The 14,620-nt window shown below is 34.5% G+C and carries 10 protein-coding genes and 1 riboswitch; of the genes, 3 read left to right on the top strand and 7 right to left on the bottom strand.

Going from position 1 to position 14,620, the window contains the following annotated elements:
- Positions 1 to 18: 18 nt before the first annotated feature.
- A riboswitch (purine riboswitch) is annotated at positions 19 to 118 on the bottom strand.
- Between the two features lie 263 nt (positions 119 to 381).
- From B5X47_RS05265 to B5X47_RS05255, 3 genes are all read right to left on the bottom strand, one after another.
- The gene (locus B5X47_RS05265) at positions 382 to 1,089 is read right to left on the bottom strand and encodes a B3/B4 domain-containing protein (RefSeq protein WP_079589145.1); all 708 of its coding nucleotides are present in this window, start codon (positions 1,087 to 1,089) and stop codon (positions 382 to 384) included.
- 35 nt (positions 1,090 to 1,124) lie between these two features.
- The gene (locus B5X47_RS05260; RefSeq protein WP_079589144.1) at positions 1,125 to 1,808 is read right to left on the bottom strand and encodes a radical SAM protein; all 684 of its coding nucleotides are present in this window, start codon (positions 1,806 to 1,808) and stop codon (positions 1,125 to 1,127) included.
- A 152-nt stretch (positions 1,809 to 1,960) separates the two neighbouring features.
- Positions 1,961 to 3,289, bottom strand: coding sequence for an MATE family efflux transporter (locus B5X47_RS05255; protein ID WP_079589143.1), 1,329 nt, complete (start codon positions 3,287 to 3,289; stop codon positions 1,961 to 1,963).
- Positions 3,290 to 3,680: 391 nt separating this feature from the next.
- On the opposite strand from B5X47_RS05255, the gene B5X47_RS05250 reads away from it, so the two are divergent.
- Entirely contained in the window at positions 3,681 to 5,432 is a 1,752-nt protein-coding gene (locus B5X47_RS05250) for an ABC transporter ATP-binding protein (RefSeq protein WP_079589142.1), read from the top strand.
- Between the two features lies 1 nt (position 5,433).
- The gene (locus tag B5X47_RS05245; protein ID WP_079589141.1) at positions 5,434 to 7,227 is read left to right on the top strand and encodes an ABC transporter ATP-binding protein; all 1,794 of its coding nucleotides are present in this window, start codon (positions 5,434 to 5,436) and stop codon (positions 7,225 to 7,227) included.
- Positions 7,228 to 7,308: 81 nt separating this feature from the next.
- On the opposite strand, the gene B5X47_RS05240 is transcribed toward B5X47_RS05245, so the two are convergent.
- From B5X47_RS05240 to larB, 3 genes are all read right to left on the bottom strand, one after another.
- The gene (locus B5X47_RS05240) at positions 7,309 to 8,439 is read right to left on the bottom strand and encodes an alpha-D-ribose 1-methylphosphonate 5-triphosphate diphosphatase (protein ID WP_079589140.1); all 1,131 of its coding nucleotides are present in this window, start codon (positions 8,437 to 8,439) and stop codon (positions 7,309 to 7,311) included.
- 159 nt (positions 8,440 to 8,598) lie between these two features.
- The gene (gene larC / locus B5X47_RS05235; protein WP_079589139.1) at positions 8,599 to 9,744 is read right to left on the bottom strand and encodes a nickel pincer cofactor biosynthesis protein LarC; all 1,146 of its coding nucleotides are present in this window, start codon (positions 9,742 to 9,744) and stop codon (positions 8,599 to 8,601) included.
- A 95-nt stretch (positions 9,745 to 9,839) separates the two neighbouring features.
- The gene (gene larB / locus B5X47_RS05230) at positions 9,840 to 10,589 is read right to left on the bottom strand and encodes a nickel pincer cofactor biosynthesis protein LarB (protein WP_079589138.1); all 750 of its coding nucleotides are present in this window, start codon (positions 10,587 to 10,589) and stop codon (positions 9,840 to 9,842) included.
- 464 nt (positions 10,590 to 11,053) lie between these two features.
- Between larB and B5X47_RS05225 the strand changes: the two genes are divergently transcribed.
- Positions 11,054 to 12,799 carry a methyl-accepting chemotaxis protein gene (locus B5X47_RS05225; RefSeq protein WP_079589137.1) on the top strand — a complete coding sequence of 582 codons (1,746 nt, stop codon included), beginning with the start codon at positions 11,054 to 11,056 and terminating at the stop codon, positions 12,797 to 12,799.
- A gap of 193 nt (positions 12,800 to 12,992) precedes the next feature.
- On the opposite strand, the gene groL is transcribed toward B5X47_RS05225, so the two are convergent.
- Complete coding sequence (groL, locus tag B5X47_RS05220) at positions 12,993 to 14,618, bottom strand: chaperonin GroEL (protein ID WP_079589136.1); 1,626 nt, start codon at positions 14,616 to 14,618, stop codon at positions 12,993 to 12,995.
- Between the last annotated feature and the right edge of the window lie 2 nt (positions 14,619 to 14,620).

The following is a 14,620-nucleotide window of genomic DNA, read 5'->3' as shown; positions in this document are numbered from 1 at the left end:
TGTATTCCTCAATTTTAATATACACAGCGATCCACTCATAGTCGAAAATTTACGGTTTTCGGTAGAGACTTCCGGTCCATATTACCGGTATTATATGAGGGAAAAACATTTGAAATGTTCGTTATTTAGTTTGATTGTATTATAAGATATCAAAATAATCTGACCTTGTCAATGAATTAGAGACATTTATTTTTTAGTTTTTTCAAAGCATTGGAGGATATCGTTTTCCAATTTTTTGTATATATAATTTTTCTTGTTAAGAGCTATTATTTATTCTGTCATTTTTTTTATTAAACAACCTCTATATCATTGAAGAATATCTCTTTATCATAAAATTACTATATTAAATACGTCATTTATATTAATATAGTAATTTTATTCTTATACTATGACTAATTCATTATGGTTTATATCCAATATAGAAATTTTAGCTGTGCCTCCCAAGTTTTCTGTTACTAGACCAGATAGTTCATTTAGGGCAGCTTCAAAATCCTCAGTTCTAGTTTCATCAACTAGCTCTATACATAAGAAAGCATGCTTCGTATTTTCTGTGAGCATAGTTCTTACAGATTCACGCCAGTTCCAGCATCTGCAGATAGCTCCCTTGTCGTCTTTGTATACTATTTCGCCTTCATATGGTGGCGCGCTTTCTTCTGAGCCTAGGGTTATGAAATCTTCATCACCTATTGCTTTTGTAAGTCTTACATCTCCTGCAAAGGTTTCTATATCCTCTCCTCCACACGGCATACCGTATTTTAGAGATATTGAGTTATATATATCGACTAGAGGATTGATTGTTCCTATGTGATTTTCGTTATAAACTCTTTTTAATAAGGCTTCAATGGAAGATCTCGCACCCTTTTTAGTCTTGAATTTTGTAAAGGCCTCTCTCCAAACTTTTATTACAGGATTTTTGCTAAAATCTCCTTCAGTAAAGAACTTATCTGTCTCTTTTTCTGCAGCCGCTAGCATAGGAGCATATTTAGCTTCATCCTTTATGGTGTTATCAATATCATTTGCTACGATGATTCCTATTTTGGCAGTTGGAAACAGCTCCCAGAATTCATTTTCAATTATAAATTTTTTCATAATATTTTCCTCCTAATATAGTTTTTTATATACGGTTACATCAATTCTCTTTTTATCTGCTCAAAGCGTTCATCAGATATTCCTAGCTTTTTCTGAAAATGCTCTTCTTCTAGTCTTACTACTTGTATTTCCTCAGGCTGTAGCTGTTTTATTATAGCTTTTAGCTTTGTTATTGATTCTTGGTCATCATTATATCCCTTTATGATTGTGATTTCAAATATAAACTTTCCTTTATACTGCTTATTAAACTCTATCATATTGGATATATATTCCTCTATAGTATACCCAGCTATTGGCCTTTGCACCTTTTGAAAATCCTCTTCTTCTAGGACTTTTAGTTCTCCAATTACTTCATCGCATTTGTTAGCAATTTTTCTATATTCATCCTTGCCTAGCACATATCCATTTGAAAGCAGACGCACCTTTACATTTTTAGATTTTATTAAATCAATTATTTCACTTAGCTTTTCGTTAACAAAGGCTTCTCCTTTTGAATTAATAAATACTAGCTCAATTTCATTTTTATCTATTCTTTCTAAAAGCTCTTTTATGTCTTGCTCTTGATCCTCAAACGAAATCTTCTCATCAATTTTATTTTGAGAACGTCCTATAGGACAAAATATGCAGTCAAAATTACAATATTTTTCTGGGAGCAAATTGACTTCCAAAACCTTTACACCCTCTTCAAAATACACATCTTTGTAAGTAAAAAAACTCATATTTATCTCCTCCATCTTATATAATATACACCAATACATAGCCGTTAAATTGTGCTTCTATTAAATAGATATTCTTATTAGTTTTTCTTAGAATTTTATATTAGTAGCTTGTCTTCGTAGCTTGTCTTCGTAGCTTTTCTTATAATTTTGTCTTAGGAGTTTGCAATTTTTTTTGTTAAAAACAGCGCTACAGTTATAGCTACCATAGCCTCTGTAAGAGGAAAGGTAATCCACACACCAATAATTCCAAATGCTCTTGATAGTATAAAAGCAAGAGGTATGATTAGAAAAAATCCTCTTATCAGAGATATAAGCTGAGCAGGCGCTGGATTTTCAGTGGATGTAAAGTACATGGAAATTATTATATTAAAGCCTGCAAATATACCTGAAGTAAAATACAGTCTAAGTCCCGTAATTGCGATTTCTTGCAGTTTGGGATTTCCATCACTGTTAAACATCAGCGTTATAGAATCAGCAAAGGTTGCGGTAGTTATATAGATTATAGCAGCAAGTCCTATCATGGTAATTAGAGCATATTTTAAGGTCTTATTGATTACCTCTTTTTCGCCTTTGCCATATGCTTTTGTGACTAGTGGCTGTATTCCCTGAGCTATTCCTACGAACATAGCAGTTACTACTAGAGCTATATTGGCAATTACTCCATAAGCAGCTACTCCAGTGTTGCCCTCAAGTCTAAGTATTATAAGGTTAAACACTATCATCACCACCCCTGCTGAAAGCTCTGTAATAAGCGAGGGTAAACCTAGAGAGAATATTGTCTTTATTTTGCTCAATTGTAGTTTTACCTTTACCAAATAAAAGCTGTTTTTTTTCTTTATAAAATGCACAGAAATTACTATCATGCTTATTATAGGAGATACTCCTGTAGCTAGCACCGCTCCTAGCATCCCCATTTTGAATTCAAATATAAATATATAATCTAAAATTATATTTGAAAGACTTCCAACTAGCATTGCTGTCATTGAGAGCCTAGGCTTTGAATCGTTTCTCACAAAGCATATGAGAATCTCATTTACAATAAATAGCGGCGTGAACAAAAGCATGACTTTTAAGTAGGTATTAGTCATTGCAAATATTTTGCTGTCTGCTCCTAGAATATGCGCTAGCCCTTCTGAATAAAAATACCCTAATGCCATAAATAAAAGCGAGATTAAAAGCGCTAGATAAATAGTATTTGTAAAAATGCTATTTGCTTTATGCTCTGAATTTTGGCTTTTATATATGGAGTATTTAGTAACCCCACCTATCCCAAGCATAAGAGCACAGCCATGAATAAAGCTGTAGATTGGAATAGCTAGATTAAGAGCTGCAAGCCCATCTGCTCCCACTCCATTTGCTATAAAAAATGTATCTGCAAGTATGTAGCATGATAGGCCTACCATCCCTAGCACATTGGAAAGTGAGTACTTTGTAAAGTTTTTTAATATTGATTTGTCTTTTAATGCTATGTCCGTTTTCATATTGCTTCCTTCTCTTTCTCATCTCAAAAACAAAAGCGCCAGCACTTCCTATCTTCAATGGCCTAACGATAGGAAAGCTGACGCCTAGATTTCTTTACCCGGCGGCAAAGAAACAACTGCGAGTTATTTTTTTAGAATTATAGCACAGGGTAATTCTATATACAATATTTTTTTGAAATTATTTCTTTTTATCTATTTTTAGCAACGCTTTAATTCCCGTTTAACTTTTTTTATATGGTATAATATTTTGATAAAATCTTTAAATATTCAAAAAACTTATTTTTATAATATGAAAAAATTTATTCAAATAATATAAGCAAGAATATTAATACATTCTATTGATTAGTAATGAATTTTTATATCTACTACATTTATAAAAAGGAGCATAAATATGTATTTACTTAGACATCTTAAGGATTTTTTAATCACATATAAGCGGCAATATCTCCTTGGGGTATCTGCTCTTATAATCGTAGACCTACTTCAGCTTATCCCACCTAAAATCATAGGGTCAATTACAGACTCTATTAAATCTGGAAGCATAGATGCAAGCGGCATAACTCTATATGGTTTTATAATCATCGGTATAGCCTGTCTCGTGGCTATATTTCGATATTTCTGGCGCATGAATATCATAGGAAGTGCTAGAAAGCTTGAGTGCTGGCTGAGAAATAAGCTTTTCATTCACTTAGAGGACATGACCCCTGAATTTTTTAACTACAAGAAAACTGGAGATTTAATGGCTCATGCTACCAATGATATCCAAGCCATCCGTATGTCTTTTGGCCCCGGTGTCATCATGACTACAGATGCTATTGTGATTTCTATAACTACCATGGTCATTATGTTTTCAACTATAAATCCTAAGCTTACTATTTGGGCATTACTGCCTCTGCCTTTCATGGCTGCTCTAGTGACTTTTCTTGGCAAAAAAATTCAAAAGCTCTACAAGCAAGTTCAAGAAGCTTTTTCAGGGCTTAGCGACCATACCCAAGAATCAATCAGTGGGATAAGAGTTATAAAATCCTTCGTAAGAGAAAAATCATCACTCAGTAATTTTGAAAATACCAGTGAAATTTATGTAAATAAAAATATGAAGCTTGCAGCTATTTATGGCTTTATGTTTCCTATGATAGGCTTTATTTCTTCTATCAGCTTTCTTATAGCCTTGTTTCAAGGTGGAAAGATGGTTATAAATGGCTCTTTGTCACTAGGTGATTTAGTTGCTTTTATCACCTATCTAGGCATGCTAATTTGGCCTATGATGGCTATAGGCTGGGTAATCAACAGTATGCAAAGAGGGATTGCTTCCATCAAGAGAATTAACGAAATACTAGATACTGCTCCTGCTTTAATCGATAAAGAAGCTGCTATTTGGCCAGAGGCGTTCACTCCGAGGATAAGCTTTGAAAATGTTTCATTCAAATATCCTCAAAGTGAAAATTTTGCCCTTAGGAATCTGGATTTTCATATTAATAAAGGCAAAATCCTCGCTATAGTAGGGAAGACAGGAAGCGGAAAGTCTTCAGTAGCCTCCTTGCTTTTGAGATTCTACTCTCATAGTGATGGGATTATAAATGTTAGCGATACTAATATAGAAGATTTAAAGCACAAGAAGCTAAGAGAAAAAATTGGTTATGTACCTCAAGAAGCTTTTTTGTTTTCTTGCAGTATCCATGAAAATATAGCTTTTTCTAATCCTGAGCTTCCTAGAGAAAGGGTAATAGAGGTTGCTAAGATAGCCGCTATAGATGAGGATATAACTGAATTTCCTGCAGGCTATGACACTATTGTAGGAGAAAAAGGAGTCACCCTATCTGGAGGTCAAAAACAAAGAGTCGCTATTGCAAGAGCTCTTATTAAAAATCCTGAAATTTTAATTCTAGACGACTGTCTGTCCGCTGTTGATACTAAAACAGAGGAAAAAATTCTAGGCCATCTTAAAGAGGTTATGAAAGACAGGACAAGTATTATAATATCTCACAGAATTTCAGCAATTAAGGATGCTGACGAAATTCTTTATTTAGAAGACGGAGTAATAACAGAAAGAGGAACTCATAGTGAGCTACTAGTTCAAAAGGGAGCTTACGAAGACCTCTATCGCAAACAACTACTAGAAGAAAAACTAGACAAGGAGGTGTAGCATGGGACATTTTGAAGAAAGTGAAATTCAAGATAAAGGGTTTGACGTAGCTTTGATGAAAAGGCTGATGTCTTATGCCAAGCCGTTCACAGGACTTCTAGTGCTTAGTTTTTTGATGATACTACTAGCTACTGTTGTAGACCTTGCTAGGCCCTGGATGATTAAGATAGCTGTAGATGAGTACATCTCTCCTGTAGGAAGCATTCCAAAGGATGAAGCAGTAAAGGGAGTCCAGCAAATAGTGTTTTTCCTTTTCCTTCTTATCACTGGAGGCTTCTTCTTTAATTATCTTCAGGTTTATTTGCTTTCTTATGTAGGTCAAAGAGTAATCCACAATATGAGAACTACTCTTTATGATAAAGTAATGCATCTACCTCTTAGCTTTTTTGATAAAAATCCTACGGGCAGACTAGTAACTAGGCTTACAAATGATATGGAAAATCTAAATGAGCTTTACACCTCCGTACTTGTATCATTTTTTAAGGATGTTTTTCTGCTAGGTGGTATCATTATCATGATGATAAGGCTGGACTTAAAGGTATCTCTTATGGTTTTTATAACCATTCCTATTATAGTCTGGGTATCCATAGTATTTAGAAAGAAATCCAGAAAAGCCTACAGACTTGTCAGAACTAGGCTTGCAGTTATAAACTCATCCCTTAGCGAAAATATTTCAGGTATGAGAATAATTCAGATTTTTGCTCAAGAAGAGCGTAAAAAAGAAGAATTTTCCAAGTATAACGAAGCACACCTAGATGCTTCTATGAAGGAATTATTTATATTTGCGATATTTAGGCCCTCTATGGACCTTATTTATTCCTTTGGACTAGCTCTACTTATTTGGTTTGCAGGAGGAGCTGTTTTAAAGGGTCAGATGCCTTTTGGAGTTCTCTTTGCATTTATAAATTATCTGGAGCAATTTTTTCATCCTATTTACGATTTATCTGAAAAGTTCAATATCATGCAATCAGCAATGGCATCTTCAGAGAGGATATTTCAGCTCATGGATGAGCCAGACTCTTCTAATGCAAGAGATGAAGATAGTGCAGAGTATCCTGAAATAACTGGCAAAATAGAATTTGAAAATGTCTGGTTTTCATATACAGGAGATGAGGACTGGGTACTTAGGGATGTAAGCTTTGTTATAAATCCTGGTGAAACAGTCGCTTTTGTAGGCTCTACTGGTTCTGGCAAGACCACTATCATAAGCCTTATAGCTAGGCTATATGAGATTCAAAAAGGGAGAATATTAATCGATTCTGTAGATATAAAAGACATTCCTGTCTCTCATCTTAGAAATCAGATTTCTGCAGTACTTCAGGACGTATTCTTGTTTACAGGAGATATAAAAAGCAATATCAGGCTCGATAACGATGAGATTTCTGATGAAAAAATAGTAGCAGTCGCAAAATTTGTAAATGCAGATAGGTTTATAAATAAGCTTCCAAAAGCCTATGATGCCAATGTAGAGGAAAACGGCGCTACCTTTTCATCTGGCGAAAGACAGCTACTTGCTTTTGCTAGAGCTCTAGCCTATGAGCCTAAGATTTTGATACTAGATGAAGCCACATCAAACATCGACACTCAAACAGAGCTTCTAATCCAAGATGCCATCACAAGAGTAATTCAAAACAGAACTACAATAGTCGTAGCTCACAGGCTATCAACTATACAGCATGCTGATAATATCATCGTGCTTCACAAAGGTAAAATAAGAGAAATGGGAAGGCATGACGAGCTTCTATCTCAAAAGGGCATTTATCATAATCTTTACCTACTTCAATACAAAAATTGACCATGTTAAAAGGGGCTGACGAAAACTTTTTAGTTTCCGAAAGCCCCTTTGTTTATATTTATATATATTTTAAAGGCTGAATTAATAATTGGCTCTATATACTATTTTTCCATTTGATATAGTCATTTCAACTACAGGTACTTCATCTAGGATATCTACTACTATTAAATCTGCTCTTAAATTTTCCTTGATTTGTCCTCTGTCCTTTAGCTTAAGTGCAGTTGCTGGATTTGAAGTGACAAGCGATACTGCTTTTTCTAATCCAAGGTCCTGAGCTAGCTGAAATACAAATGCCAATATGTCGTGCGCTCTCATATCAGAAGAAAGTATATCTATATGACCAGTCCTAATAGCTGACACCACTTGATCCTGATAGGTTTTATTAAGCTGCTTGCTAAGAGATAAAATGTCCATCATAATCATTTTATCAGACTCGCTGTCTAAATTTAACGCTTCTTCAAGCGATGGATTTTCAATTATATTAATACCCTGCTGTTCTAAAAACTCTAGCTTTTTAATTACGCTTAGCTCAGAGGTTCCTACCTTTACTCCCTTGTAGTGAGCGTACTTTAGCATATATGCCAGTTCCTCAAGATTCGATTCACTTCTTAGCTCTCTCACTCTTTCTACCATTCTCCTGCAGGTAGCTTCACTTAGGCCCATTACCCTTTGGATGTAGTCCTCATAATAAATCTCTCTATATCTTTCTTCCTCACTTCTGCAATAGCCTGAATATGAAATATAATCTAAGAGATTTGATTCTAGCATCTCTTTTATTTTATCCATGCTCTGAATAAATCCAAGCTGAAATGCCATGTGAATTCTATGGTCAATGAGATTGGAATTCTTAGAAAGCTCTTTTATATCTTTTGCCATCTTCGGACCAGTAGTAAAGTCTTCTCTGTATCTGCCATTTACTAGAGGAATAGAGTGAAATAGTGTAGTTATTCCTGCTGAGGCGTATTTTATTTCAACTTCTCTGAAGATCTTTGCAAAAGGAAATCTACTATTTAATTTAATTTGATTTTCTCTAGATATATGCTCACTTTTTATATTGATAAGACCTGGCAGGATATATTTTCCTGTCATATCTATATAGTCTTTTAAGGATGATTTCTCATCTATTTTCTGGATCTTGCCATCTGCTATATGAATATATCCACTTATAACTGCATCATTTTGTACGATTTTATCGCTGTATATTACTAGCACTTAAAGACCCCCTTTATCAATTACTAGGTTCAAATTATAGCTTTCTTATCACCTATCTCATGATTATAACACAAATATATGGAAATTTTGTAAAAATTGCTTTAGAAGAAACTTTGACTTTTTCTATAGATAATATATTGGATTCTATAATGAACTTTGCTATTTTATATTAAGGCTTCTAACTGTTACGCCCTTCTTTTTTGCCAAAGCTTTGAGGTCTTCAAACTCCGGTTTTTGATTTATTTTTTTGTCTCCTAGATAAGCTTCTTTAATTCTGATGCTCCCTAATTCAGTCTTATGATATCTCATTTTTCTTTTTAGTGATTTTCTATCGATTATCTGCTCTCTTATTCCAAGAGTTGTGGTCTGCTCAAAAATAACCTTTGATATAGCTTCTTTTTGATGCATGGTTGTAAGCACCTCAAGCTTGTAGGCTGGTCTGCTTTTCTTCATCATTATAGGAGAAAACCAAACATCTAGAGCCCCCGCGTCAAAAAGCTCTTCCATAGCGTTACCCATAAGCTCTCCAGTCATATCATCTAGATTACAAGATAATACAGCCAATTTTTCTCTTATATAATAATAGTTTGGCTGAAATAAAATAGCTCTTAGGATATTTGGTATATCAAAATTCTTCGTCCCGCATCCTATAGAGGTTTTCTTGATTTTCATGCTGAGATTTGAGGCTTGTTTAGCATTTAACCCCTTTAATATTGCAGCTCCTGTAGGTGTCACTGTTTCAGCCTGAAGATTTGTTAATCTAACCTTCATATTTTCTAGTAGATTGAGAGTCGCTGGTGCTGGAAGAGGTATCTTTCCATGCTGGGACCAAGTAAATCCAGTTCCAAGTGGTATCTCACTGCAATATATAGTCTCAATATCAAGCATATCTATTAAAACAGCAGTTCCTATGATATCCACTATAGAGTCAACAGCTCCTACCTCGTGAAAATGTACATCTTCTATCTTAGCAAGATGAACCTTCGCCTCTGCCTCTGCCAACACTGTAAATATTTTTCTAGACATATATTTTGCTCTAGAAGATATTTCGGAATTATCTATGATATTAATAATATCGCTAAGATTTCTATGCACAAAAGAAGAATCCTCTTTTAAAATTACATCAACCTTATTTCCCCCTATTGCTCCTTTTGAAGCTTGACTTAAGCTTATTTCAAATTCATCGCTAATCGAAAGAGTGCTCATCACTTCTATAAACCTATCGTAATTTACTCCTAGTCCAAGAAGCGAGGAAAGCATCATATCACCTGATATGCCTCCTACTATATCCAAATATAAATTCATGTATAATCCTCCTATTGCAATTGCTTTATATATACTTCTACATTATACTTATTTTTTTAAGTGTTTTTCATTATAGATCTGCTACTACTTTTTATTTATAGTCTATTTATCGTGCTCGCTAGATATCCCGCTCCAAACCCATTGTCTATATTTACTACGCTAATCCCTGATGCGCAGGAATTGAGCATGGTAAGTAAAGCTGAAAGGCCTCCAAAATTTGCACCGTATCCCACTGAGGTAGGAACTGCTATAACAGGCACCTCAACTAGGCCTCCAAGAACGCTTGGAAGTGCCCCTTCCATACCAGCAACTGCAATTACTACTCTGCATCTTCTAAGCTCATCTTGCTTTGATAGTAGTCTGTGAATTCCAGCAACCCCAGCATCATAGATGCGAATCACTTTATTGCCTAAAAACTCCGCAGTTATAGCTGCCTCTTCTGCTACATACATATCCGAAGTACCCGCTGTTACTACCGCAATCTCGCCCTTGCCTTTAATTTCTATTTCCTTGACCTTTAGAGTCATAACCCTAGACATACTGTGATATTCTAAATCCTTAAACCTTTCCTTAAGATATTCATAGCTCTCTTCATTTAGTCTAGTCCCTAGGATATTGCTATTTTTTTCTAGAAGCTTTTCCATGATTCCTGCTATTTGCTCCTTTGTCTTGCCTTCACAGTATATAACTTCAGGATAACCATTTCTAAGGCTTCTGTGATGATCCACCTTTGCATACCCTATATCCTCATATGAAATACTGCTCAGCTTTTCTGCCGCTTCATCTATGTTCATTTCATTAGATTTTACTTTACTAAGCATGTCTATTAACAGTTTTTTATCCATAAAATTTTCTCACTCTCCATAATTAGTTTATATCAATTATTTATTAATAATTATTTATTATTTATCTGGATACTATTCATATTTTGGAATAAATTATATTTTCCTTTGTATTATATTTATTTTTTTCAGAAATTATTTTAGTTATATTTAATATATCTTCGTTATAAGTAATTATATCATATCTGACATCAAAAACTGCTTACTTACTCAATCTATTGCAAATACAAAGTTAAACTTAATTTACAATCTTGTGATTGAAGCTTTTTTATGGTAACATTACATAACTTTATAGTCAATCAGAACCAATTGACTTTTCTGATGTATCAATAAAGTGTACTCAGTCCATCCATTTTCTTCACTATGACTAATCCTTGACAGAATCATTGTATATCATTTTACTTAATCATCATTTATTCATCAGCTGTATTCAGCATTAATATGTCATTTATTTACAAGGAGGCTATATGGAAAAAATCAAATTCACTGAAAAAATAAGCACCAGACTTGTAAGTATTGCGCTCATTTGCTTTATCTTGACAGCCGCTCTACTTCTATCAATTAACTTTTACACTTTAAACACCATCACAAATAATCAAATGAATCTAATAGCTAATAACACATGGAGTGCTGTAAACAATTTAGTTGACGAAAATACTGTCCAAGAGATGATTATGGGAAAAACTGAGGATTCTCGTCTATACAAAGATATTAGAAAATCTCTAGTCGCACTTTCTAGTGCAACAACAGCAAAATTTCTTTATATAGTAATAGAAAATAACGGAACCTGGGAATACTTGATTGACGGTACTATAGTTGAATCAGATATGGCTTCACTATTTGAGGAAGTTGAGGACGAATACAAGCCCATCTATGATGAAGTTAAGAAGAGTCAAGATGCCCAGTTTGGAGAAGTAGAAGAGTACGAAGGAAGCCTTTTATATACTAATTACTTTCCTCTAAAAAATACTAGCGGTGAAATTTATGCATACTGTGGAATTGATTTTGATGTTACTGAGCTTTTTGAAAAAAAATCCGAGCTCCTCATGCTTACAACCGGACTTTTGGCTATAATTTTAGCAGTGATTGGATTTATTCTATACTCATATATCAAAAAATCACTAAAGCCAATAGAAACCTTAGCCTCTGATTGCGAATTACTTGCTAACTATGAAATCTGTCACAAGATAGAGGGTAACTATCGTGGAGAATTTTCTCTTCTTAAGACTTCTTTAAGCCAGCTTCAAACCAACAACTATAATTTAATAAAGCAAATATATTACCTTGGAAAAAATATTCAAGACAACTTTAAGTCTGTGACAGAGTCTACCCATAATATCTCAGCAATGATTGAGGAGTCTACAGCTTCAATGGAAGAAACTCACGAAAATATTCAGGTTCAAATAGAGCAGATGGACCATCTCACTGAACTTAATACAAAGCTTAATAAAAACCTAGAGGATATGTGTGAGCTTGCTGACAAATCCATGCAGGACGGTAAATTGGTATCAGATAACACTAAAATTTCTCACGACGCTCTTGTTGGTATGAAGGAGCAGTTTGCTAGAACAAGCACAGGCTTTGAGACTTTAAACGATTCCATGAAGGATTTGTATGAGGAATCCGGTGCTATTCTTAGCATAGTAGAGACCATAAGTAGTATAGCAAATCAAACGAATCTGCTTGCACTAAATGCTTCCATAGAAGCTGCTAGAGCTGGAGAGCAGGGTAGAGGGTTTGCTGTTGTAGCAGAGGAAATAAGAAAGCTAGCTGAAGAATCTGCTCAATCAGTTGACGCCATTCAGGTCATCCTAAACAAGGTCACTAATGAAATTAAAACTGCAAATGAAATCACAAGTGATAATCGCTCTATGATTTCTTCATCTAATGCTGCAGTTGAAAGTACTTTAGCTCACTATTTATCAACTGAGCACTCTATCGAGAACGTAATTTCAAGTATATATAATTTAAAAAGCAGAATCGATATAATTTCTGAAAATCAAAAAACAGTTTTCCAAATAAGTCAGGATTTAAACAAGCTATCTCATGAAAATGCAACTACTGTAGATCAGCTAAATCAAACTGCTCAAGAGGAATCTGCAAATATAGAGGAAATCACCTCTAGCCTTGATGATATCTATCAAATGAGCGAGCAATTAAATGAACAAATCTCTGTTTATAAATGCGAGGAAACCCAGAATCAAAAAAATTAGATTTATAAAATTTTAATTCACTTCTATAGTATTAATCTGTTTTATAGTTTGTAGTTTACAGTTCGTAATTTATTCAATATAAATTTTATACTATATAAAAAATAAAGGTGCGGAAATTCCACACCTTTATTTTTATGATTATCTATATTGTTATAAGTTTTAATACCAAGGCTATTTTTTTATAAATAGCTTACTACATCATTCCTGGCATTCCGCCGCCCATTGGCATAGCTGGCTCATCACTCTTGATTTCAACTACTGCTGCTTCTGTAGTAAGAAGTGTAGCTGCAACTGATGCTGCATTTTGAAGAGCTGATCTAGTTACCTTAGTAGGGTCAATAATACCAGCATCAATCATGTTTACATATTGCTCGTTTAGAGCATCAAATCCATGGTCTTTATCTGATTTTCTTACGTTTTCAACAATTACAGCACCCTCAAGTCCTGCGTTTATAGCGATTTGCTTAAGTGGCTCTTGAAGAGCTTTTAGAACTATTTGGATACCAGTTTTAGTCTCAGCTGTCTGCTCATCTTTAATTAGAGCTTCTACTTCGTCCATAACTGCAACTAGAGCTGTTCCTCCTCCAGGTACTATACCTTCTTCAACTGCTGCTCTTGTAGCATTTAGAGCATCTTCCATTCTTAGTTTTCTCTCTTTTAGCTCTGTTTCAGTAGCTGCTCCTACTTCGATAACTGCTACTCCACCAGAAAGCTTAGCAAGTCTTTCTTGAAGCTTTTCTTTATCAAACTCAGAAGTAGTTTCTTCGATTTGTCTCTTGATTTGAGCTATTCTATCTTTGATAGCCTTTTCTTCTCCAGCTCCGTTTACTATAGTTGTGTTCTCTTTTGAGATTTTAACTGTAGATGCTTTTCCTAGCATATCTAATGTAGCTTCTTTAAGGTCTAAGCCGATTTCTTCAGAAATCACTCTTCCACCTGTAAGGATAGCAATATCTTCTAGCATAGCTTTTCTTCTGTCACCAAAGCCTGGAGCTTTAACAGCAACAACTTCAAATGTTCCTCTTAATTTGTTTACAACTAATGTAGATAAAGCCTCTCCTTCAACATCTTCAGCAATGATAAGAAGTCTTCTTCCTTGTTGTACTATTTGCTCTAATATTGGAAGGATTTCTTGGATATTAGAAATTTTCTTGTCAGTGATTAGGATGTAAGGCTCGCTAAGTGTAGCTTCCATTTTTTCTACATCTGTTACCATGTAAGCAGATACATATCCTCTATCAAACTGCATACCTTCAACCACTTCAAGAGTAGTTCCCATAGATTTTGACTCTTCTACAGTTATAACTCCGTCATTTCCTACCTTTTCCATAGCTTCAGCAATTAATTTACCGATTTCTTCATCTCCAGCAGAAATAGCTGCAACTTGAGCTATAGACTCTTTATTTTCAATTGTTCTAGAATTTGCTTTTAGTGTTGCTACTGCTGTATCTACAGCTTTTTGGATACCCTTTCTAAGCAGAATAGGGTTTGAACCAGCAGCTACGTTTTTAAGACCTTCTCTGATTATTGCTTGAGCTAAAAGTGTTGCTGTTGTAGTACCATCACCTGCTACGTCGTTAGTTTTAGTGGCAACCTCTTTAACTAGCTGAGCTCCCATATTTTCATATGGATCTTCTAATTCGATTTCTTTTGCTATAGTTACACCGTCGTTAGTAATAAGTGGTGAACCGAATTTTTTATCTAAAATTACGTTTCTTCCTTTAGGTCCAATAGTTACTTTTACTGTATCTGCAAGCTTATTAACACCAATTTCTAGAGCTTTTCTAGCTTCTTCTGAAAATCTAATTTCTTTAGCCATCT

Origin of the sequence: Acetoanaerobium noterae (assembly GCF_900168025.1) — a bacterium.
Classification (GTDB): domain Bacteria; phylum Bacillota; class Clostridia; order Peptostreptococcales; family Filifactoraceae; genus Acetoanaerobium; species Acetoanaerobium noterae.
This window is presented reverse-complemented; position numbering and strand designations above follow the sequence as displayed.